This is a genomic window from Arthrobacter sp. D3-18 (assembly GCF_054408525.1).
In genome coordinates this window covers 21133-43109 of sequence record NZ_CP096439.1, presented here as the reverse complement: position 1 = coordinate 43109, position 21977 = coordinate 21133, and the positions used below count along the sequence as shown (strand labels likewise).

General features: G+C 59.8%; 18 protein-coding genes and 1 pseudogene. 8 read left to right on the top strand and 11 right to left on the bottom strand.

What is annotated here, in order from left to right:
• The first annotated feature begins 212 nt into the window (after positions 1–212).
• From M1D89_RS00175 to M1D89_RS00145, 7 genes are all read left to right on the top strand, one after another.
• Positions 213–1442: an acyl-CoA dehydrogenase family protein gene (locus M1D89_RS00175; RefSeq protein ID WP_498643660.1), complete on the top strand. Its 1230-nt coding sequence runs from the start codon at positions 213–215 to the stop codon at positions 1440–1442.
• Between the two features lie 62 nt (positions 1443–1504).
• Positions 1505–1954 carry a flavin reductase family protein gene (locus M1D89_RS00170; RefSeq protein ID WP_498643658.1) on the top strand — a complete coding sequence of 150 codons (450 nt, stop codon included), beginning with the start codon at positions 1505–1507 and terminating at the stop codon, positions 1952–1954.
• Positions 1947–2252, top strand: a complete 306-nt coding sequence (locus tag M1D89_RS00165; RefSeq protein ID WP_498643656.1) for an antibiotic biosynthesis monooxygenase family protein — start codon at positions 1947–1949, stop codon at positions 2250–2252. The genes M1D89_RS00170 and M1D89_RS00165 overlap by 8 nt, the downstream gene beginning before the upstream one ends.
• A gap of 36 nt (positions 2253–2288) precedes the next feature.
• A complete protein-coding gene (locus M1D89_RS00160) occupies positions 2289–3173 on the top strand; it encodes a dioxygenase family protein (protein ID WP_498643654.1) in 885 nt (294 codons plus the stop codon).
• 25 nt (positions 3174–3198) lie between these two features.
• On the top strand, positions 3199–4260 hold the full coding sequence (locus M1D89_RS00155) for a maleylacetate reductase (RefSeq protein ID WP_498643652.1): 1062 nt from the start codon (positions 3199–3201) through the stop codon (positions 4258–4260).
• Positions 4261–4300: 40 nt separating this feature from the next.
• Positions 4301–4687, top strand: coding sequence for a nuclear transport factor 2 family protein (locus tag M1D89_RS00150; RefSeq protein WP_498643650.1), 387 nt, complete (start codon positions 4301–4303; stop codon positions 4685–4687).
• Between the two features lie 51 nt (positions 4688–4738).
• Complete coding sequence (locus M1D89_RS00145; RefSeq protein ID WP_498643648.1) at positions 4739–6103, top strand: FAD-binding oxidoreductase; 1365 nt, start codon at positions 4739–4741, stop codon at positions 6101–6103.
• A 142-nt stretch (positions 6104–6245) separates the two neighbouring features.
• Here M1D89_RS00145 and M1D89_RS00140 read toward each other — a convergent pair whose 3' ends face one another.
• The 9 genes and pseudogenes from M1D89_RS00140 to M1D89_RS00100 all read right to left on the bottom strand — a co-directional run bounded on the left by M1D89_RS00140 (position 6246) and on the right by M1D89_RS00100 (position 17757).
• The gene (locus tag M1D89_RS00140; RefSeq protein ID WP_498643941.1) at positions 6246–6419 is read right to left on the bottom strand and encodes an AMP-binding enzyme; all 174 of its coding nucleotides are present in this window, start codon (positions 6417–6419) and stop codon (positions 6246–6248) included.
• 105 nt (positions 6420–6524) lie between these two features.
• Positions 6525–7159 (bottom strand): annotated as a pseudogene (locus M1D89_RS00135) (acyl-CoA dehydrogenase family protein); the annotation flags it as partial.
• 218 nt (positions 7160–7377) lie between these two features.
• Positions 7378–9267, bottom strand: a complete 1890-nt coding sequence (locus M1D89_RS00130; RefSeq protein ID WP_498643646.1) for an RICIN domain-containing protein — start codon at positions 9265–9267, stop codon at positions 7378–7380.
• Between the two features lie 195 nt (positions 9268–9462).
• Positions 9463–11772, bottom strand: a complete 2310-nt coding sequence (locus tag M1D89_RS00125; protein ID WP_498643644.1) for a beta-L-arabinofuranosidase domain-containing protein — start codon at positions 11770–11772, stop codon at positions 9463–9465.
• A gap of 81 nt (positions 11773–11853) precedes the next feature.
• Positions 11854–13482, bottom strand: a complete 1629-nt coding sequence (locus tag M1D89_RS00120; protein WP_498643642.1) for an alpha-N-arabinofuranosidase — start codon at positions 13480–13482, stop codon at positions 11854–11856.
• 32 nt (positions 13483–13514) lie between these two features.
• A complete protein-coding gene (locus M1D89_RS00115; RefSeq protein ID WP_498643640.1) occupies positions 13515–14519 on the bottom strand; it encodes a LacI family DNA-binding transcriptional regulator in 1005 nt (334 codons plus the stop codon).
• Between the two features lie 19 nt (positions 14520–14538).
• Positions 14539–15327 carry a carbohydrate ABC transporter permease gene (locus tag M1D89_RS00110; RefSeq protein ID WP_498643939.1) on the bottom strand — a complete coding sequence of 263 codons (789 nt, stop codon included), beginning with the start codon at positions 15325–15327 and terminating at the stop codon, positions 14539–14541.
• Positions 15328–15446: 119 nt separating this feature from the next.
• On the bottom strand, positions 15447–16298 hold the full coding sequence (locus tag M1D89_RS00105) for a carbohydrate ABC transporter permease (protein ID WP_498643638.1): 852 nt from the start codon (positions 16296–16298) through the stop codon (positions 15447–15449).
• A 115-nt stretch (positions 16299–16413) separates the two neighbouring features.
• Positions 16414–17757 carry a twin-arginine translocation signal domain-containing protein gene (locus tag M1D89_RS00100; protein WP_498643636.1) on the bottom strand — a complete coding sequence of 448 codons (1344 nt, stop codon included), beginning with the start codon at positions 17755–17757 and terminating at the stop codon, positions 16414–16416.
• A gap of 329 nt (positions 17758–18086) precedes the next feature.
• Between M1D89_RS00100 and arfA the strand changes: the two genes are divergently transcribed.
• On the top strand, positions 18087–19631 hold the full coding sequence (gene arfA / locus M1D89_RS00095) for an arabinosylfuranosidase ArfA (protein ID WP_498643634.1): 1545 nt from the start codon (positions 18087–18089) through the stop codon (positions 19629–19631).
• Between the two features lie 500 nt (positions 19632–20131).
• Here arfA and M1D89_RS00090 read toward each other — a convergent pair whose 3' ends face one another.
• Both M1D89_RS00090 and M1D89_RS00085 read right to left on the bottom strand, forming a co-directional pair.
• Positions 20132–20836: a GntR family transcriptional regulator gene (locus tag M1D89_RS00090; protein WP_498643632.1), complete on the bottom strand. Its 705-nt coding sequence runs from the start codon at positions 20834–20836 to the stop codon at positions 20132–20134.
• A gap of 78 nt (positions 20837–20914) precedes the next feature.
• Entirely contained in the window at positions 20915–21916 is a 1002-nt protein-coding gene (locus tag M1D89_RS00085) for an isopenicillin N synthase family dioxygenase (RefSeq protein ID WP_498643630.1), read from the bottom strand.
• Positions 21917–21977: the final 61 nt, after the last annotated feature.

The window sequence follows — 21977 nt, the reverse complement described above, 5'->3', positions numbered from 1 at the left end:
CAGGGCTCAGCAGCCGCTTCCATGAGACTGCTTCCTGCCAATGCTGATTGCTTACAAATAAGAAAATCACGGCTCACCAATGGGAAATACCCCTTTTGGGCTTCAGTGCGTGAAGGGGACAGTGGCCTTCGCATGCGGGATTTCGGCCCGTTCCCACGACATCTAGTGTATTAGCACAAGTGATCCACATCATGTTTTTGGAGGCAATTCTTATGACGCAGACCCTCAGCGACGCTGACACACGATCCGGTTTCCCAGCCTCGGACTGGGCGCCTGACACCGAAATCGTGGCACGGGCCACTTCACTCATTCCGCTTATCCGCCAGTATGCCGAGCAGTCATCGAAGGACCGTCGAGTCGCCCCCGAGGTCATTGCAGCCCTGGAGGACGCCGACCTGTTCAGTATCTTTGTGCCCGCCCGTTACGGCGGCCATGCAGCCAACTTGCGTACGGCGATGGAGACAATCGCAGAGGTCGGACGGGGAGACGGGTCCACCGCCTGGTCAGTCGCGCTGCTGAACGTATGCACCTGGTTCGCCACAACTTTTTCCCAACAGGCACAGGATGATGTCTTTGGTGTCAACCCCAAAGCCAAGGTATCCGGTATCTTCACTCCCGGAAGCAAAGCTGAAAGGGTCGACGGCGGGTACATAGTCAGTGGCGAATGGCCCTATTCATCCGGCTCCTTTGCCGCAGACTGGGCCACCTTGGGGGTCGCACTTCCTGATCTGGGCGAGGGCGAGGATCCACGAGCCTTGGCTTTGATTCCCAAGGAAGCGTGGACCATCCGGCCTACCTGGTTTGTGGCCGGCATGCGTGGCTCCGGCAGCGACACGATCGTCGTGGTAGACCATTTTGTCCCGGATTACCGCGTTCAACGCTTCCCCGAGATGCGTGAGGCCCGATTCCTCACCCCGCATCAGGCCGATGAGCGCAATTCGAACATGGCCTTCATCCCCGTGGCCGCAATTATCCTTGTCGCCGCGCAGATCGGGCTGGCCCGCCATGCCCTGGAGCTGACGCGGGAGAAGCTCCCAAACAAGCGCGTGGCCTACACCCAGTACACGGAAGCCAGGAACTCACCGACCCACCAGCTGGGCGTCGCCCGTGCGGCCACTCACTTCAACCTTGCCGAGTTGCTGATGCACCAAGCCTGCAGCGACATCGATCAGGCGGCCGCAGAGCGCCGGCTGCCGGACTTGCTGACCCGCGGAAGGATCCGCAATGACACCGGGATCATTGCCGAACTGGTCAAGAACGGCATCGATGACCTGATGACCGCCAATGGCGCGGGATCTTTCGCAGATGCCAATGTGCTCAATCGCATCTGGCGTGATGCGGAAATCGCCGGCCGGCATGCATATGTCACGCCCGAGGTTGGCAAGGAAGTCTATGGGCGCTTGCTTCTGGGCGCCGACAACCCCCTCACGATGGATGTGTGAAAATGACGTTGACAGCACCCGAACAGGTATTAGTCGTGGATCCGCAAGAGTTCCGGCATGCCATGAAACGAGTTCCCACTCCGGTCGCCATAGTAACCGCCATGACGGACGATGGGCCGGTGGGGATGACCGTGGGATCGTTCACGTCAGTTTCTCTAAGCCCCACTTTGGTGACTTTCTTCGTGGACGTTTCCTCCACGACCTGGCCCCGGCTTAAGACGTCACCGACGTTCGCAATCAACATCCTCGGACATGACAAGGGTGACCTCTGCCGAGCGTTCTCCCGGCGGGGTGCTGACCGCTTCGAAGGCGTCAATTGGTCTGCGAACAGATCCGGGGATCCGGAGCTTGAGGCTGCCTCGGTCAGCCTCGAATGTACCCACTACAGCACACTGGTGGTGGGTGACCATGTCCAGATAGTCGGCGAGGTCCGCCGATTCCAGGTGCACGACGAAGTCCTGCCGTTGGTCTTTTTCAACGGGACATTCCTCAACCTCGCCGACCATGGATGAAGGGGAAAGTGCTGTGATCTATGAGCACGCTTACTTGAAAATTGCAGCCGAACGCGCCAACGAGTTCGAGTCCGCCTTCTACGGTATCCAACACGAGCTGACCAATGCCCCAGGCTGCCGCTCAGTGGAACTCGTCCGAAGCATTGACGGCCCGGAGACCTATCTCCTTAAGGTCGGGTGGCGGCACATCGAAGACCACACGGATATCTTTCCGACTACAGATAATGCCAAACGCTTCGCACATGCGATCGCGGGATTCTTTGAGGGCGAGCCCCTCGTGCTGCACTTCCCCGGTTAACCATTTGCATCCCAGCCGCCATCAAGGAAATCCATCATGACCAGCGATCCAGCCACCAAGACGCTCACCAACGCCGTTATTGAGAGCTTCAGCGGCACGCCCAGTCCCCGTCTCAAATCGGTCTTGGATAGCCTTATAGATCACCTGCACAGCTTCGTGCTCGATGTGGCACCAACCATTGAGGAGTGGGAAGCGGCAATCAACTTCCTGACCGCCACTGGCCAGAAGTGCGATGACGTGCGGCAGGAGTTCATCCTGCTCTCCGATGTGCTGGGCGTTTCCATGCTGGTTGAAACCATCAATGATGAGGAAACGCCAGACGCAACCGACTCAACAGTGCTCGGGCCGTTCCACATGGTTGCATCCCCCGAACGGACAATGGGGGAAAACATCTCGCCCGAGAGCGAGGGCGACGTCTGTATAGTCCGGGGCAGGATTACCTCCATCACGGGAGAAGCTGTTGCAGGTGCCCGCATTGATGTCTGGCAGGCTAATGCCAAGGGTTTCTATGACGTCCAGCAGCCGGACGTTCAGAGCGTCGGAAACGGCCGCGGTCTCTTCACTGCCGACGGAAACGGAGAGTTCTACTTCCGAAGCGTCGTACCCAGCCACTACCCCATCCCGACCGACGGACCTGTTGGACGCCTGCTTGAGAGCAGCGCCCGCCACCCGTTCCGGCCGGCCCACGTCCACTTCCTGGTCTCTGCACCGGGATTCAAGGAACTGACCACCCACATTTTCGTGGACGGCAGCGAATACATTGACTCCGATGCTGTCTTTGCAGTGAGGCAGAGCCTGATCAAACCTTTTACCAGCAACGCCGATCTCGATTCGGCAGAATCCTACGGGGTCACATCCCCCTTCGCTGAATGCATCGTCGACATCGCCCTGCACCCCGACAGCCGTTTGGCCGGTTCATGACCGGACCCAGCAAGGAAATTCCCTGATGAAAAGCTTCCACTACGAATCGCTGCCGATGCATGTCACCTTCGGCCCTGGATCGCTCGCGTCGCTGCCCGAGGTAATTCGAAATCTCGGACTCCAGCGTGTTCTTGTCCTTTCCACTCCCTCTCAAAAAGATCTGGCGGGAAAGGTTTCTGATCGGCTCGGAGACCTTTGTGTCGGCATCCATTCTGAGGCCGAAATGCACGTGCCGATCGAATCGGCAATTAAGGCACGCGAGGTAGCGAAGGTAGTAGACGCGGACGGGTATGTCGCCGTCGGCGGAGGTTCCACCACAGGGCTTGGCAAAGTCATCGCGTTGGAATACGGTGCACCTGTCATCGCCGTCCCCACTACGTACTCGGGATCAGAAATGACGCCGGTGTGGGGCCTGACCGCCGACGGAGTCAAGAAGACCGGCCGCGACCAGCGCGTTCTGCCAGCCGCCGTCATCTACGACCCGGAACTGATGCTCACCGTCCCGGTCGGCAAGTCTGTCACCAGCGGTTTCAACGCGATCGCCCACGCCGTCGAGGCGCTTTATGCCCCCGACCGTTCCCCGATCATCTCGCTGATGGCAGAAGAAGGTGTCCGCGCCCTGACCGTTGCACTGCCCAAGATCGTCAAGGAACCCGAAAACATCGGACACCGCAGCGATGCGCTCTACGGGGCCTGGCTCTGCGGGGCAACACTCGGTGCCACGACTATGTCGCTGCATCACAAACTCTGCCACACCCTCGGCGGCACCTTTAACCTGCCCCATGCCGAAACCCACACGGTGGTACTTCCGTATGCCCTTGCCTACAACTCCCCGGCAATCCCCGAGACTATCAGGACCCTTCAACGGGCCACCGGCGCAGAAAACCCAGCGACCTATCTGAGAGAACTCAGCCTCGAACTCGGCGCCCCCTCTTCACTGGGCGAGCTGGGACTCGCCGCGGAAGACCTCGAAACTGCAGTAGACCTCGCCACCCGCAACCCCTACGCCAACCCGCGTGACGTCAGCCGCGAAGGGATCCACACGCTGCTCACCGCTGCCCTGAACGGCGACGCAGTCACCGCATAGCGCTCAGCCCCCGTCCGAATGCTTCCAAAGGAGCCGCAACTTGGCCCAGACGACCAGTCCCGACCACACCACCATCCAAAATCTCGAGAACAAACGCTACAAAGCAGTCCTCGACCAGGACTTCGACACCTTCCAGGACCTATGCCATCCACAACTCGTCTACGGACACACAGGAGGGAACCGCGATACCTTGGGCACCTACCTCGCCAAGCTTCGTGCTGGTACTCTCCGGTACCATCAGATTGACCACCGTGTGGAAAGCATCGTTGTCACCGGTACCACCGCTCTTGTTGTCGGACGGATGAACGCAGACCTCACGGTCAACGGCACCTACAAAACGCTCAACAACAATGCCCTGTCAGTCTGGACCAAAGACGACGGCGACTGGAAATTCGTGGCGTATCAGCCCACCCCATTAGCCACTTGAATCAGAACTGCTCGTGCTGGAGATAACCATCGGATGAATGAGGGCCAAGACATGAAGGCTGTAGCTTTGCTGCAGGAAGCTCTGCCTGGCAGGGTGGTGACTGACATCGAAGAGCTGGGAAAATATCGAACAGACCGCTCCGGCCACGTCGCTTTTGGGACACCAGTTGCAGCCGTGCACCCTGAAAGCATCGAGGACGTCCAAGCCGTTTGCCGGATAGCCTATGAAACCAAGACCCCCGTTGTCACACGGGGGGCCGGCTCCGGTCTGGCGGGCGGGGGCATCGCCGGGAGCGGTGAGATCGTACTCCCGATGGAATCCATGAAAGACATTCTCGAGATTTCCCCCGTCAACCGCCTAGCAGTGGTTCAACCGGGGATACTGAATGGAGCGCTTAACGCAGAACTGGCCGGGTATGGACTGTGGTGGGCCCCCGATCCTGCCAGCAAGGACATCTCCACCGTCGGCGGCAACATCGCCGTGAATGCTGGAGGCTTGCTCTGCGCAAAGTATGGCGTGACCCGGGAGGCAGTCCTTGCACTCAAGGTCGTTCTCGCGGACGGTCGCCTGATCTCCGTCGGGCACCGCACGGTGAAGGGGGTCACCGGCTATGACATGTGTGCACTCATGATCGGCTCCGAGGGGACCCTTGGCATCATTGTCGAATGCACGCTGAAGCTCCAGCCCATACCGACGGGCCAGACTGCAACAATCGGCGCCTTCTTTCCGGGGATCGAACAAGCCGCTAACGCCGCTGACGCCATAACTGCCGTGGGGCTTGTGCCGGCCGTCATGGAACTGCTGGACCGCCGAAGCCTCGAATGCATCAGCACCTATTCCGGACAGAATCTCCTCGCTGAAGGCAGCTCTTACCTCCTCGTGCAATGCGATGGGCCGGCTGCCCTTGGAGAGGCGTCCAAAGCGGCCAAAATCATCACAGACGCAGGTGCGAAAGCCGGCATAACCAACGATCCCGACGAAACCGCACGTCTTGTCAATATCCGACGCCACGCATTTCCGGCCTTGGAATCGATGGGAACCATGCTGGTGGAAGACGTATCGGTGCCGCGCGACCGGGTCGGGGACATGTACCGCAAAGTCCTGGAACTGGAGGATCGGTTCCAGATCATGATTCCCACAGCCTGCCATGCCGGCGACGGCAACCTGCATCCAACCTTCGTGTACCAAGGTCACACAGTTCCCGATGAAATTTGGAAGGCTGCAGGTGAACTGTTTGCCTACGCTTTGGAACTCGGCGGAACGCTATCGGGCGAACACGGCATCGGCCTGCTCAAGCGCCAATGGCTCGGAGACGAACTCGGCTCGGACCTGCTCGACATTCAGCGGCAAATAAAAAGCGTCCTTGATCCCCGGAACATCCTCAATCCCGGAAAAATGTTTCCACCAGCCATATAAAAGTGTCACTTCAACAAAAGCGGGCTTTCGGTGCTGGACAACCCGCTGCCCTATCCTAGCGCCGGTCGACACGGTGCCTGGACTCCCCCAGGCTAATCTGCCACCAGCGAACTATTGCGGAGCACGTCCTGCAGATGCTGGTTTAGTGTGGAACGCGATTCCGCAGCTCCACCTTGCGGATTTTTCCGCTGGCTGTCCGTGGCATGTTGTCTGTGAAGATCGCTGACTTGGGGATTTTGTGGCGGGCCAGCCGGCCATCCAGGTGGGCATGAAGCTGGGCTTCGTTTAGTTGGGCCCCGGTACGGAGCGAGACGATGGCTATCGGAACTTCACCCCATTTTTCGTCTTTGATGCCGATAACAGCTTACGCAGCTACCTCGTCAAGTTCTGAGATGACTGCTTCAATTTCCGCCGGGTAGACAAGGTAACGGCCGAACTGTTGACGCTCCTTGACGTAGGCGAGGGCTGACTCGAACCCACCGGCTTGTATGCCGGTGGCGATCCACGCAACATCCGAGCGCATTGCTCGCAGCATGGCTGCAACGTCCTTGAACGAGTTCACGTTGTGCAGGCGCATGGCCTTCGGTACTTTGACACTGTCGAGGGTTATGTGGGCATTCTGCATCATCCGTAACGCGGTTTTGCCATGGATCTTCTCCAGGGACACTCCGGTGGCGGCACGGTCCACGAGGAACGCCTTGACCTGCCCATCTGCGACGTCACGGGCGAACACACACAACACATCAGCCGTGGAGGCTCCCCCAATCCACCGCTTGGCACCGTCCGAAACCCATGTACCACCGTCGAGATCTGCTTCGAAGCGGGCCGTGGTGGAGAGCCCGCCGGCGATGTCAGAATCGTGCTCGGGTTCGGTCAGGGAGAAGACGCCCTTGAGCGAGAAATCGATGCCTTGGGCAACCAGTCCTTCTGCTGCTCCTCGGAAGCTCCTACACGGATGGCGGTCCGGAAGAGGCCGGCCTGCGCCGTGTATCAAGTGGCCAACGACGCATCTGTGCGAGCAAGCTCGAACACGCGGAGGCCATGGTAAATGCCCCGCTTTCTATCAAGGACGCGGAACGCATCATGCCGAGAGACAGCCGAATGTGGCGAAAGCCCGATCTTTGTGAACTTCGTCTCAGACACGACAGCTTCGACGACGAAACAGAACTGCGCGGCGGCACTAACGGCCGGACCAACTGAAGGCATCCTCGTGTGCACGCCGCGGATGCGGGAGAGGCGTGAGCGATCCCACGCCTCTCCGGCCAGCCCACCTCTTAGCGCACGAACACGAGGTTCCAGTTATGGTCGGTTGTGCCGTTATCGACCCATTGCACGGCCGCGGCGCCGTTCGCTGTCGAAGCACCGGCAATGCCCAGGACCCTGGAGCTGTAACCGTTGACCAACTTAAAGCTGGTTCCCGTGGATGCTACGAGCTGCCATTCCTGGTCCCGTGAACCATTCGACATGAACTGAACTGCTTTGGCTCCATCGGCTACGGACATGTTGAGGACACCGAGAACCTTGCCCGCCTTGACATTCGTCAGCCTCCAGTTGCCGTTGGCCAGCCGGGTCGCCGTCCACTCGTGGTCGGCGGTTCCGTTATCGTCCCACTGGAGCGCCTCTGCATTGTTTGCCGTTGATCCACCTGTGATGCCTAATACTCTGCCGCTGTTCGCGTTGAGGAGCTTGTACACGCTGCCGTCTTGGATCGCTGTGCCGGCATTTGCCGCGAAGGAGATGTTGCTTGTGTAGTTGCCGATGGCGAACCGTCCTGCGGCGGCGGTGGTGACGACATTATCGTTGACCCGTAGGTTTTCGAACGTGATGTTCTTGGTCATCTGGGTAGCTGAGTTTCCATAGATCTGATTGTCGAATTCGAGAGATCCGTTGTAGGAGAAGTTCTTCACAGTGACGCCGTCGATCCCTCGTCCGACCGACAGGCCGTAGCCGGGGTTCTTGTAGGTGATGATGTCGAGGAACTTGCGCACCAGCACGTCCTCCCAGCGGATGTCTGCGAGCATCACGTTAGTGACCAGGTTCGAGTCGCTCGCTGTGAGCGATATGGACCGCACCTGAACCAAAGGGTTGTGGGTCAGGATGTCGACGTTCGTGACGCGGATGTTGTTGATAGTGTCGGGGGCGTCGGGGTTGCCATGAGTGCCGACGTTGATCGGGTGGGCATTGCCTGGCATGAGGACCGAGTTTGTGACGTTGACGTTGTCGGTGCTGCCGACATAGTCCCACCGGGTGCCGTAGACAGCGATGCTGTCATCGCCGGTTCGGATGTATACATCGTTCACGGTGATGTTCTTTGCAGCCATCATGTCGATGCCGTCGGACCACTTCCGGTAGGCGAGGAGCTTGACGTTGTTCACCGCGACGCCGTTGCTGCTGCCGATTTCAACGCCGTAACCGCCGTTGTTGTCGTTGCCGTATCCGTTGATGATGATGCCGTCGACGGTTATGTTCGTCGAGAATTTGGTCTGGACGCCGACACCTCCCGGCTGGAGGAGGACACCCCGGCCACGAATCACTACATTGCTCGCGTTGTCGGTAAAGAACGCTCCGCGAACGACGGCGCCGCCGGCGATGTAGACGGTCTTGCCGCTGGCAATGGTGGTGTTGCCGGGGTTGTGATAGCCCGGGCCGTAGTAGATGACGTTGGGGTCGCTGGCGCTCGGCACGTTGGCCTCGAGCGGGTTTGCGAAGATCATGAGGTCCTGGTCGACATTGTCGTTGAAGTCGACCACGAGCTTTGTGGGACCGCCGATCGTGAATGTTGCTGTGTTGCCGTTACGGGCGGGGACAATCCCCTCGGCGGTCGGGCGGACCTTGACGGATGAGACGGTGCCAAGGTTATAGGTGGCCCGGACCTCCACTGGTCCGTTGGTATCGAAATACACGAAGGTGGCGAACGACGCGCGGGAGGGGCCGCCGACTCGTGCCTGATGCTCGGTCAAGTCGACCCATGAGCCGCCTGGAACGCGAACCTCCACTGTGTAGTCACTGCTGGTGGGATGACCCACGGACGTTGGGTAGGTGGTGAGTGTCGTGGCGGCGTAGCTTGGGGCGGGGTTCGCGACGGCGAAGCCGAGGGCGAGCAACAGTAGCAGTGGAATAGCCACCAATGCCTTTAGCTTCTTCGAGAGTGGGAATGCGCGCATAGATCTTAGTGCCTTTCATCTTGGATCGATCTGAATACTCCTGATGAGCACCGACCCGTCGTATGGCCACCCCCGGCCCGGGGGTATTCGACGCCGTTGTCGATGTCAAAATCTGTCTGCCCTGTCGTACGCGGGACGGCGCGTGTCAAAGGTCCGCCCCAGCGGCGGGTTCATAGGGACGATTGATGCGATTCGCTACTCATCGTGACGGACCTCAATGGGCCCATCTGCTGTATCCGTCAGCATCAGGAGCCGGGTCAGGCGAGGCATGGTGTATCCCTCCACGGGTGTGAGTTCCAGGCGGGTTTCCGCTTGGCCGTGGGTGGCGAACGGCATCTCCCAAACTCCGGAGGAATCAGCATGGACCACCACGCCGTTTTCCCCGGCTCGGGATAGGCGGACGGCCATATCGCGATGGTCCGGGAGCCATTCGATGCGGAGGCTCTGAGCCACCACTGTCCAGTCGCGCAGCACAAGAGTGAGGGAACCGGCGGGGCGGAGCCACTGCCGTCCGTCCGTCGTGGTGCCACGCTCCCCCTGCGGGGCGGACACTTCGTGGTCCAGCTCAGGCTGTTGTTCGCCGAAGATGACCCCGTCTACCACGCGGGCTTCCAGTGAAGTGGAGGCCCGGTCGAGTTCCTCAAGGGCGGCGTGGACCGCCGGGACCTGCGTGGGGAACTCTGCCACTGGCCAGGAGATCCGGTACCGGGCGTTGTGAATCCGGTGCAAGGGTTTGAGTGCGATCCTCTCGCCGTCGGCCGTGCTGATGGTCAGGGTTCCATCGCTCAGAGACTTTGCTTCCAATGCGGAGGGGATGAGAACAGGAGTCTCCGCCAGTGGCCTCAACTGCCCTGAGGCAATATGGGCTGTCCTGGCGGCTGTCGCCTGATACTGCACGGACGGATCCGGGATCTCCTGCGCGTACACAGTCGGGCCGCGTTGGATCCAAGCCCAAGGAGAGCCGTCCGGTGCCGGGATCGAATTCACTGTGGCTTCGAAGGAGACATCGATGGTTTGGGTGCCGATCCAGCTGCGCCGGACACGCCACCACCCTTGGCCGTCATCGTCGATGGGCGTACCGTCAGCCAGGAATGCACCGGCGTTCGCCGCCCACGGGGGTATCCGAATGGCGATGGTAAATTCCCGTGGTTGTTGGACGGTAATTTGGATGCGCGCACCGGTTGCTTCCGGCAGGTCGGAGTAGATGGAGATGACCGCGCCGTATTCGGCCCACGTCATTTCACTCGTTAGAAGCCATGCAATGCGGAGCTCGTCTCCCCGTGTTGCATAGGCGTGTGCGCCATGACGGGCGTGGGCCTCGAAGCCTGATCCCATACAGCACCAAAAACCGTCCTGTTCGGGCGAGTAAACCCGATAGTGGCCCGGCCGGTGTGAGGTGAAGTAAACCAGCCCGCCATGCTCCGGATGCTGGGTTGAGAGAACATGGCCACACTGGGCCAGTTCTATATAGTCCAAGTACTTCGAGTCCTCGTCGAGCAGATACAGCGCGGCGGCCAGCTTGACCATGTTGTAGGTGTTACAGCTTTCGGGCCCCTCGCGGGCGAGGAACATGGGAGTGAAGTCATCACGACCATGAAAATGTTCCCGGACGCCATGACCACCCAGCGCACTGCTGCGGTGCACCACATCTTCGAAGAACAGGCGTGCAGCGGTACCGAGGCGTGCCGTTTCCATGCCGTCCCACCCCAATTCCCGGGCCGCACGCTCTATGGTGGCGTAGCCCACGATAACGGGAATCTGGGTATTGGCATGCATCCCTGCGAGTGGATCATCTGGCCCGTCACCGGGCAGCGTTAGGACGCGCTCAAGGAGTTCCTGCCGAACAAACCGTTTGGCCAGGTACAGATACCGTTCGTCCTTCCTGAGCAACGCCAAGCGGGCGAACGATTCAGTGAATCCGCCGAACTCAGTGACCAGGATTCTTTCCAAGGTTTCCTGGTCAAGGCGCGAAGCTATCGCCAGCCACCACTGCCCCAAGTCATCGAGGAGCTCATCGGCTTCCTCAGATGGGACCTGCTCGGCAACGTCGATCAGTCCGGCGAGCGTCTTGTGCAGGTTATACAAAGGCACCCACCGGCCGTTCAAATCAAAGGGCGTCGCCTCGACCGTTCCCCGGGCTAGTTCCTCCCAAAGCTCCTGTCCCTCAGGAACGCCACCCAGATAGCCCGTTGTCAGGGCAAGCTGCGCGTCGCGTAGACCTCTGATCAACGTCCCCAGCATGTCTCTAGCGCGTGAGTCGGCGCCAGCCGCCACGGACAGAGCAAGAGCCGAGAGAACGTGACCCACCGTGTGGCCGCCGAGCCCGGAATCCTCCCAACCGCCGTAGGGCTCGGCTGAAGCAGGGATTCCGGCCTCACGTCGGTGTGGCACGAGGAGACGCTCGGTGTCCAATCGCAGCAGCGCTTCAAGGTTCACCCGCTGCGCCTGCTCGAAGTCCCCTGACCGAAGGCGGATCGCGGCCAAGGGCCCGAAATCAACGCTCATTGATATCTCATCTCTGAAGTTTGTTCTGGGAACAGGATGGCCCTCCCCCGTTTCAGTGTGGGCCCTGGTGGGAGCCTCAGCTCAGCAGTTCAGGCACGGCTTGCTCCCCGGCGAAGAGTCAACGCCGGCGGGCACGGTCGCTTGGACGGTCGTCTGGGCGGTCGTCTGGGCGGTCGTGGGAGCGGCACCCGCGATCGTGCCGTGCACCGTGGCGAAAGAGTGTGCCGGCAGCCGGAGTACGAATTGGCCGTCCTCACGCTCCTTCACCTGTAGCGGGCGGGGTGCGACGGCTTCGAGGTGCTCGGGTGTGTTGCATGCGGCCACGTGATCACCTCCGAGCACGAGCGCGGTCACCTCCTCAAGCTGCCCACCACGCAGATCGAGGACGATCTCTTTCTCACCATCCAATTCCAAGTTGGCGACGGAGATCAGCACTTGACCGTCTTTGGTACTTGCCGAAGCGGTAAGGGTCGGCAGTTGCTCGCCGTCCCGCTCGTGTGCAGTGTCTGAGGCAAGATATGTGTGCAGGGCAGTGGCGTCCTGGTGACCGGCATTCATGGCGAAGACATGGAAGGTGGGAGTCTTGACGAGTGCACCCGTCTCGGGGTCGGTGAGCAGCATGGCTTGGAGCACGTTGACCGTCTGAGCGATGTTCGCCATGACCAGACGGTCTGCATGGTGGTGGAAGGAGTCGAAGTGGATGGCAGCAACCAGTGCGTCACGGACGGTGTTCTGCTGGTACAAAAAGCCTGGATTGGTGCCGGGCTCCACATCCCACCAAGTGCCCCATTCGTCAAGGATCAGGCCCACGGCCTTGTGCGGGTCGTAGACGTCCATCATGGTTGAGTGTGCGGAGAGCAGCGTCTCAATGTGTTGGGCAGCTTTGATCGTTTTCCAGTACTCATCTTCGCTGAATGCTGTTGCCGATCCTTTTGCGTCCCAGTGACCCGACATCGTGTAGTAGTGCAGGGAAATGCCTTGGTACGGGGCGCTCTTTCGGTTGGCGTTTCCCTTGTCGTGGAGCGCCTCCATAAGAGCCTTTGTCCACGCGACATCGTCGGCGTTGGCTCCTGCAGCGATCCGGTAGACCTCGTTCCCGTTATGGCTGCGGACGTAAGTGCTGTATTGGCGTGCCAGATCGGCGTAGGCCTCCGCACGCATGTGACCACCACAGCCCCACGGTTCGTTACCGACTCCGAAAAAGGGAACCTTCCACGGCTCGTCCTGCCCGTTGGCCCGACGCAAGGCCGCCATGGGGGAATCGTCCGCTCTGGTGAGGTACTCGATCCATTCGCTCATCTCCCGGACCGTGCCCGAGCCAACGTTGCCGTTGACGTACGCTTCAGCGCCTAGAATTTCGCACAAATCCATAAACTCATGGGTACCGAAGGAATTGTCCTCCACCACGTCGCCCCAATGCGAGTTAACGACGCGCGGACGTTCCGCCCGGGGTCCGATGCCGTCCTGCCAGTGGTATTCGTCGGCGAAACAGCCTCCAGGCCAGCGCAGGTTCGGGATGCGCAATTCCCGCAAAGCGGCGACGACATCGTCTCGGATGCCGCGGGTGTTCGGGATTTCACTGTCCTCCCCCACCCAGAACCCCCCATATATGCACCGGCCCAAATGCTCGGCGAAATGCCCGTAGAGGTGACGGCTTATGGTTGGACCCTCGATGTCAAGATTGACGACGAGCCGGGACTCAGATGCCATAGTGCGGATTCTCCAATGTTTCTCTGTTGGTTTTAGCTGGTTGACTCTCTGGCGATGAGCCGGAAAGGTGCCACGAGCTCGCGCCCGCGGTGGGAACTGTCCTTGATGCGTTCGGTAAGAAGATTGAGTGCTGCACTGACCATCCAGTCATGGTCAGGGGCGATGGTGGAGAGGGACGGCGTGGAGAATTTGGCTTGCTCAATGTCGTCGTAGCCGATGACGCGTACGTCCTGGGGAACTCGAAGCCCCAAATCTGCCAAGCCCCGGATGACGCCGAAGGCCACGGTATCTGTCACAGCGACGACACCGTCAAACTGAACGCCTTCTTTCCCCATCTGCCGGATGCCGGCAGCAGCATCATGCATGGTGGGTTGGTCCAAGGGTGCCAGCAGACCGGGATCCTCCTGGAGCCCTGAATCCGCGAGTCCCTGACGGAAGCCCTGAAGACGGTCGAGCACCACATTATGGGTTTCCCCCTCCTGTGGGAGATTGCTTGCCCACGCGATTCGCTTACACCCTTGGGATGCCAGGTGCAATGTCGCAGCCCTGGTCCCCTCAGCGTTAGGCATGGCAATGTGGTCCACAGTCTCCTCGAAGTGCTTTTCGCCGAGCAGAACCAAAGGGATGGACTGATTGAGCAAGCGTGCTTCCTCCGGCCCGATCCCTATAGCCGAGAGGATGAGCCCATCGCATTCAAGCGTCCTGGAGAAGGCGACGGCGTCGATTTCCCCCTGAACGTGCGCTCCTGTCTGCTCAACCGTTACGCTGTATCCTCGCTCCGCTGCCTGGGCCACTACCCGGCTGGCGAGTTCGGCGAAGTAAGCGTTCTCAATGGCTGGAACAGCGAGCCCAATGACTCCTGTCATTCCGGTGCGTAGCGTCCTTGCTGAGCGGTTCATAACATACCCGCTCTCTTCCACGGCCTCAAGGACACGCTGGCGGATCTCCGTATTGACTGAACGGCGTCCATTGACGACGTTCGACACCGTCATGGTTGAAACTCCGGCTAGGCGTGCTACATCCGACATTTTGACCATTGCGGCCCTTTCTCCTGTGCTATCTGATTCCGGCGGAGGCGAAATTCTCCGTGTAGCGGCGCTGGACGAAGAAGAACACCAGAACCACTGGTATCACGTAAAGGATTGACCCTGCCGCGATGAGGTTGTTCAAAGGAAAACCCCGTTCATTGACGTAGCCGGAGGATAGCGCCACCGCGAGCGTAGTATTGCTCTGGTTCAGCAGAAGGTTGGGCGCGATGAAGTCGCCCCAGGTTGCCAGGAAAGACATCACAAATGCAGTAACAACGATGGGTTTCGAAACGGGCAAGAAGACCTTGACGAATATCCCAAGTTGCGAGCAGCCATCCAAAATCGCGGCTTCCTCAAGTTCTTTGGGCAGCCCTGCGAAGAACTGTCGGTACAGGAAAATCAGGTAGGGCGACCCTGCCAATCCCCAGATCACCCACGGCCAGTAATTGCCGACCAGCCCCACTTGCGAGAAAAGCAGATATGTGGGGATGAGCGTAATAATGCCAGGCATCATCATCATGGCTATCAGGACTCCGAAAAGCATCCTTTTGCCGGGGCCGTGGAGTCGAGCGAAACCATACCCTACCAAGGCTGATGAGAACGTGGTCAGGAGACCGCTGACGGTGGCGAGGAACAACGAGTTCACGGCATACGCCACGAATGGGACCCTCGTGACCGCGTCCACGAAATTCTCAAAATGCGCGGGGACAGGCCAGAGTACCACCACCGCAGAGTTGAGCTGCTCGGGTGATTTAAACGCCGTAGCAGCAACCCAATAGGCGGGGAATGCCAGTACCGCCGTGATGACGGCCAACACCACCACGACCAGCAGCCGGGACCTCCGGGAAGCCCTCCTCCTACTCGCCGAACGTCGCGCAGCTGTGCCGCTGGCGGGTTCCTCGGGCGGGCTTTGTCTTAGCTCTACCTGCGGAACACTCATGGCTTACCTGCCCTACGTGAAGGATCGACCGCGTAAAAGACCGTTTTGCGACTTGCCCAGAAGAACAGAACAGTGACCAAGAGAATTACGAGGAAGAACAGCCAAAGCATCGCTGAGGCATATCCGTAACGGGAATACGCAAAATACTGGGCATAGACATCGATCATGAACACCCTGTTCGCTTCGGGTACCGCGGTGATCGCCGCCGCTCCCGACGCTGGCGAGAGCAGCAAGGCCGGCACGAACGTTTGCAGGACGCCAATGGTGGCCGTGACAGTCTGGAAGAGCAACACCGGTGACATGGTCGGCAACGTCACGGAGGTGAAACGGCGCCAAGGTCCAGCCCCGTCAAGTGTCGCGGCCTCCAGCAATTCCGGGGACACATCCTGCAGGGCTGCCAGGTTAATGATCATTCCACCGCCAATACCCCAGAGCATGACTGCCAAGAGCACCACAAATACCTGCTGGCCGGTCATCCAGTTAACTGCGTCCTGGCCGAACCAGGCTCGGATGGCGTTGATGGCTCCTGTGTCTCTGTCGAAGAGGAGCTTCCAGCTCAGCGCCGCCGCTACCGGCGGGAAAATGGCTGGTAGGTAGATCATGGTGCGCCAGAATGAGCGGAGACGCACTTTCTGGTTGAGGAGCACCGCCAGCCCGACGCTGCCCGCCACAGTCAACGGGACCACGACGACCGCCAGGAGTCCGGAGCGCCCCATGCTTGCCCAGGTCTCCGGATCAGTCAGGACATCGGAGTAGTTTTTACCACTTACCCACCGGAACCCAGGGCTCACCCCGTCCCAGTTGGTCAAGCTGACGCCGAAAGCGTAGGCCAGCGGGAACAACGTCAAGAAGATCGTCCCCAGAATCCAAGGGGAAACGAAAAGGTAAAACGCGGCGCTCCGCCGTCGTGATAATAGTCTGCTTCGCCGGGCCGGCGCGCCGCGGTTCACTGTCGCCAGCACATCAGCCGCCAATGCGGGAGACGCCCTCGTCAAGGAGGGCATTGCACTTAACATTGGCTTGGTCAGCGAACTGGCCCGCCGAAAGGGAGCCCTCGACAAGCTTGGGGAACAGGTCAGAAACGGCTGCGGTCAGGGCAGTGACAGTGGCATACGGGGAAAAGCTCAGTACTTTGGCATATTTGTCCTCCGCCTGCTGGGTCTCAAGCGCGGCCTTCTGGAAAGCGTCCTTGGTAGGCAAGTTCGAGCGCAGGCTCTTGATGACCGGGAGGCCGCTTCCGCTCGCGGCCCGGTCAACGGCGGGCTGTCCCGCCGTGAACCACTCAAGGAAAGCAAAGCTGCCATCGGCGTTCTTCGCCTTATCCGGAATCCAGTGTCCGGTGGCGCTCGTCGTCGGACTGACACGCTGAGTGCCCAGCATAGGGGCCGGCGACATCCGGGCAAAGCCGGAAGCGGTGGCGTCCGGCCCCACAATGCCCGTTACCCAGTAGCCGCCTGCAGCCATGGCTTGGCGCTGAGCGCTGAATGGTGGCCAATCCCAGCCATCCGGGTTGGGATCCAACAACGAATATCCCGCCTTGGCCGTTGCTACATCGCTTAGCCATCGAATGGCCTTCTGTGCTTCAGGGGTGCTGAAGTCAACTGTCTTAAAGTCTTCGCTGAACAACGAGACCCCGGATGTCGCCAGCATGCCCTGGAGAACCGCCACATCCGGACTCGTGGCGAACAGACCGTAGCGGGTTACCTTACCGGCCTCCGATTTGGTCATCGTCTTGGCAATTTCCAGCAAATCGTCGTAAGTGGGCGGATTGGCATTGTCGGGCGCTTTGGCACCCACTTCCTCGAAGGCGGACGTGTTGTACCAGAACATCATGTCCAGACTCCAGTCCTTGGTCAGCCCGTAGGTCTGACCAGCGCCTTGGCTGGTACCATCCCATTTCCACACATCGTTGACGGATTCCAGGTCGGAGGACTTGAAGAGCGAACTCTTCGCGATGTAGTCATCCAGTGGCTTCGCGATCTTTCGGGTGGCCAGGTAGGGGGTTATCTGGGCTCCCGCGCCGCGGACCAGATCCGGCGGGCTGCCCGCTGCGAGCATCGCGTTCAGCCGGGTCTCATCGTACTTGACAAAGGTGATCGGCGCATCAGGGTTCTTTTGCTGCCAGGCAGCGATCACGTCCTTGGTGATCTCCCCCTCGTTGCCCATGATGGTGATGCCGCCTGTCCCGGACGTGCCGCTTCCCTGAGGGGCCGGGGAATTGACCGTGCATGCGCTAAGAGCGGCAGCGGCAACGCCTGCCGCGGAAAGGCCGAGGAATCCCCGACGGTTAACTATTGATGGCTTCATACTGCGCACCTTCCTTGCTACGCGCTACAAAACGGCCAATTCGGCAGAGATGTATCGATAAACTGAGATCCCGAAGAACTAGCCCTATGGGCCTGGCGGGGAATGCATTTATCGTTACATGGCCCGTGGTTTGCGTCAAGGTTTTTCGCTATCTTTCCTTTCCATGACTCGCACGGACGCCGAGTGGAGCGCCCGCCGTGGCGGTAAGCCCCTTCCGAAAACCTTCGGACCTCTAGGCCAACGCTCGGTTTATCGATACACTGCTCGCTGACACCTCAAGCGCGGCGCCTATCGGGCACACGCGCAACCCTTCGAAAGGACAGCACCCTATGCCGGACCTGAAAACACCCTCCCCTGCGGTCAAAATAACGGCCAACCCGGCATTCGTCGTTGGACCTGTACGTCGGGAAATGTTCGGAGCGTTCATTGAACACCTCGGACGGTGCGTCTACACGGGGATATACGAGCCCGGCCACCATACCGCCGATGACGCCGGGTGGCGGGGCGATGTGATCGAACTGACCCGGGAATTGGGTGTGAGCACCGTCAGATACCCCGGTGGGAACTTTGTCTCAGGGTACCGCTGGGAAGACGGCATCGGACCCAAGGGCGAACGGCCCGTTCGCCTCGACCTCGCGTGGCACACCACCGAAACCAACCAAGTGGGTTTGGACGATTTCATGGACTGGTGCGCCAAAGCCGGAGTTGAAGCCATGATGGCCGTTAACCTGGGGACCCGTGGTACACAAGATGCACTGGACATCCTCGAGTACTGCAATATCACCTCCGGGACAGCACTTTCGGACCGTCGCAGGAAGAATGGCTTCGAGGAACCCTATGGCATCACCTACTGGTGCTTGGGCAACGAGATGGACGGGCCCTGGCAAATCGGCCATAAAACGGCCGAGGAATACGCTCGGCTCGCCGCAGAAACCGCAAGGGCCATGCGGATGATCGGCGGAGACAAACTTCGCCTCGTGGCTTGTGGAAGTTCCTCGTCCAAGATGCCCACTTTTGGTGAATGGGAACGAACCGTTTTGAACGAGACCTACGAGCAAGTGGACTACATATCGGCGCATCACTACTTTGAGAACTTCGGCATCCTCGAAGACCACCTCGCCGCCGGTGACGTCATGGACCAATTTATCAACGACATCGTCGCCCACATCGACCACGTCAAGAGCGCCAAGAAGAGCGCCACGGACGTCCACATCTCATTCGACGAGTGGAACATCTGGCACGGAACCCAGCCGCGGAACCCCGCCCCGACAGGCGACGAATGGCCAGAAGCCCCGTCCCTCCTCGAAGACCTTTACACCGTGGCAGATGCCGTGGTTGTCGGCGACCTTCTCATCACACTGCTTAAACACACAGACCGGGTCCATGCCGCTTCCCTCGCCCAACTCGTCAACGTCATCGCGCCCATCATGACCCGCCCCAAGGGCCCAGCATGGAAACAGACCACGTTCCACCCCTTTGCGCTCACCTCGTCCAACGCCAAAGGCCTGGTCCTCCAGCTCGCCGTCGAATCGCCATCGTTCACCTCACCCCAACATGGACAAGTGCCCTCGATTTCGGCCGTGGCCACGCACGATCCAACAACTGGGCGAGTCACGATCCTGGCCACGAACCGCAATACCGTCGAAAGACTGCAGGTAAGCCTGGACCTGTCTGCATTCGGCAGTCTGGAAATCGATCAGGCGCTCACCTACTCGCATCATGACCCGTTGTGGTTTGCCACCGAACAAGACAGCTCGACCGTCCTGCCACGGCCCCTGCAAGGCATCTCCTCCCTCGACGGACGGCTCGTCGCTGAGCTTGATCCCGTCAGCTGGTCAATGATCACCCTCGGCTGGCAGTCCCAGTCGATTTAGGACTTAGGTCAGCTGCATTGTCCTATCAGTAGGCGAATTGGCCGATCCGTGAACGATCCGAGCTACCGGAAGGAGCTTGCCTTGAGCCCCAGTCAGGTTGACGGAAGGGTTGTTATCGGCGTTAAAAGTACGGGAGTGGAAGTATCTGCGAGAACTCGCGTTTTGTGGTTATCGAGGTGTTTTCTACCTCTGCTGGCGTGTGCTGCGGCAACGACGGTTCATTTCGGTGGTTTTTCCATTGATCCTTATTCTTTGGCTATGTGCTGCAGGCGAGCGGACTTGAATCGCTTGTGAAGGAGCGAGAAAACCATGATGGTGGGGGTCGAGCTCTGGCGTTGAGCACGGCGATTTCGATGCTGCATTTGGAGTGAAACGCTGCAACACACCCGCCACCGTTCCACCTATTCGGGTCCTTGATCAGGACTAGCGCCAGCAAAAGGGAGCTCTAGGTGGGCAGACGTACGAGTTCGTCTGTCAGGCACGGACCGCCACGTTCTGATCTAGCGTCGTGAGCGAGACGCGGCGGGTGCGCCTACGTCGCTTGTCGCGCGCGCCAGACGTCGCATTCGTACCACGAGGGACGACACGTGAGCACGTGCCGCGGCATCTGCTGCTGCCTCGTCACCCCGCTCGATGGCTTCGATTATGAGCGTGTGCTCGTGCACCGCGATGACCCGGCTGTCTGAGTCCGCCCACAGTCCCGATCGGTAGAGGTGGGCAAGTGAGTCGAGTCGGTGGAGCGATGCGCTGAGCACGCGGTTGCGGGCCAGGCTCCGAACCGCCGTGTGGAAGAGCAGATCCTCGCGTGCGTCATGGATTTCGTCAGCCTCGAGCGCCAATCGCTCCCGCTGCTGCTGCAGCAACTTCCGTAGCTCTTGAATGTCCGCCGGATCGGCCTGCGCTGCCGCCTCCCGGGCGGCCAATCCGTCGAGCAACTCACGTACATTCATCACCTGGGTGACATCCTCCTGGGTGAGGGTCGCGATTCGGGCGCCTGCATTGGGAGTGTGTACCGCCAGCCCGTCGGCAACCAATCGTGCGATGGAATCACGCACCGGTGTCCGGCTCACATTAAGTTGCGTTGCTAGGGCTGGCACGCTCAGCAGCGTGCCTGGGAGCAATTCGCCCGTGGAGATTTGTCCGACGATCTTCGTGTACACCAACTCGCTGAGGAGAGTACCTGCTTCGCCGGACTCCATCACCATTATCCTCACCTTTCAAGTAGTTCAGTTGGACGAAGGGTGGCACGTGCGCCCACCCTTCGTCCAATCGAGACAACTGTTCTACATACGCGCTGCCCCGTAGTTCGCAGCTATCCGCTGATCGAGGTACTCACGCGCCGGGATAGCAGGATAAGTGCCCTTCGGCGGTTCGATGACCACCTCGCGATTGGCCTGCGCAAAGAAGGGGATGCTGTAACGGGCACCGGTGTACTCGCCTTCTCCGGGCACTCGCACGCGATGGAAGTTTGAGAGCAGCTGGTCGTCGCTCCACCGCATCAGCATGTCCCCGATATTGCAGGTGATTGCATTGTCGGCCGGCTCTACGGGGGTCCACTCCGGCGCCTCGATGTCGCGTCCTGGGCATACCTGCAAGCCGCCCTGCCCAGTGCGCTGGAACAGCAGCGTCAAGCAGTCGAAATCGGTATGCGCACCCGCGCGCCACACTCCCGGTCGGCCTTTCAGTTCTTCGGGGAGTGCGTAGTAGTGGATGAGGCGAAGCGTGGACTGGTAAGTCTCACTCTCCGGGTCATGTGCCCGGGCGAAGAAATCCCTGTCGAACCCGAGTCGGTCACCGAAGCACGAGAGGATCTGCATCGCCAGCGACCAGCATTTGGCCTCGAAATCGAGGATGAAGTCGCGAAACCCAGGTAACTGCTGCTCGTCCGGCCACAAACCATCCATATGTGGACGCGTCACCTGATAAGACTCCTTTTGATCCGGCGTTCGCACGGACGGACGCGTTTGACTCGTGTGCTCCCATCCGGCGTTGTCTGCTTTCACCAGCGGCAGACGCTCCTTACTCTCCCGCGGCATGTCGAAGAACTGGGCCGATCGGGCGAAGGCCTCATCGACCATCTCCTGTGGAATGGGGTGGTTGATCAACTGGAAGAATCCGATCTCGGTTGCCGCCCGCCAGAGTTGCTCGGTGATTTCCTCGCGCCGGTTCTCAAAATCGGTGAGATCGATTTTGGGTACCTCGACGTCGTATCGTTCGACGCCGCGCTCCCCCATCCGCGCCTCTTTGTTCAGTTCGGTGAGGTCGTACTGCTTGTCGGTGTTCATAACTTTCCTCGCTTTCGTTGCCACTACCAGTGGCCAGGTTGCCCCGGGACGCGACTCGCCT

Excerpts from the sequence above, each read along its gene's own strand:
- M1D89_RS00165 (WP_498643656.1), top strand. The coding sequence starts at position 1,947 with ATGGATGAAGGGGAAAGTGCTGTGATCTATGAGCACGCTTACTTGAAA.
- arfA (WP_498643634.1), top strand. The coding sequence starts at position 18,087 with ATGCCGGACCTGAAAACACCCTCCCCTGCGGTCAAAATAACGGCCAAC.
- M1D89_RS00155 (WP_498643652.1), top strand. The coding sequence starts at position 3,199 with ATGAAAAGCTTCCACTACGAATCGCTGCCGATGCATGTCACCTTCGGC.
- M1D89_RS00085 (WP_498643630.1), bottom strand. The coding sequence starts at position 21,916 with ATGAACACCGACAAGCAGTACGACCTCACCGAACTGAACAAAGAGGCG.
- M1D89_RS00160 (WP_498643654.1), top strand. The coding sequence starts at position 2,289 with ATGACCAGCGATCCAGCCACCAAGACGCTCACCAACGCCGTTATTGAG.
- M1D89_RS00100 (WP_498643636.1), bottom strand. The coding sequence starts at position 17,757 with ATGAAGCCATCAATAGTTAACCGTCGGGGATTCCTCGGCCTTTCCGCG.
- M1D89_RS00130 (WP_498643646.1), bottom strand. The coding sequence starts at position 9,267 with ATGCGCGCATTCCCACTCTCGAAGAAGCTAAAGGCATTGGTGGCTATT.
- M1D89_RS00115 (WP_498643640.1), bottom strand. The coding sequence starts at position 14,519 with ATGGTCAAAATGTCGGATGTAGCACGCCTAGCCGGAGTTTCAACCATG.
- M1D89_RS00175 (WP_498643660.1), top strand. The coding sequence starts at position 213 with ATGACGCAGACCCTCAGCGACGCTGACACACGATCCGGTTTCCCAGCC.
- M1D89_RS00090 (WP_498643632.1), bottom strand. The coding sequence starts at position 20,836 with ATGGTGATGGAGTCCGGCGAAGCAGGTACTCTCCTCAGCGAGTTGGTG.
- M1D89_RS00145 (WP_498643648.1), top strand. The coding sequence starts at position 4,739 with ATGAAGGCTGTAGCTTTGCTGCAGGAAGCTCTGCCTGGCAGGGTGGTG.
- M1D89_RS00170 (WP_498643658.1), top strand. The coding sequence starts at position 1,505 with ATGAAACGAGTTCCCACTCCGGTCGCCATAGTAACCGCCATGACGGAC.
- M1D89_RS00125 (WP_498643644.1), bottom strand. The coding sequence starts at position 11,772 with ATGAGCGTTGATTTCGGGCCCTTGGCCGCGATCCGCCTTCGGTCAGGG.
- M1D89_RS00120 (WP_498643642.1), bottom strand. The coding sequence starts at position 13,482 with ATGGCATCTGAGTCCCGGCTCGTCGTCAATCTTGACATCGAGGGTCCA.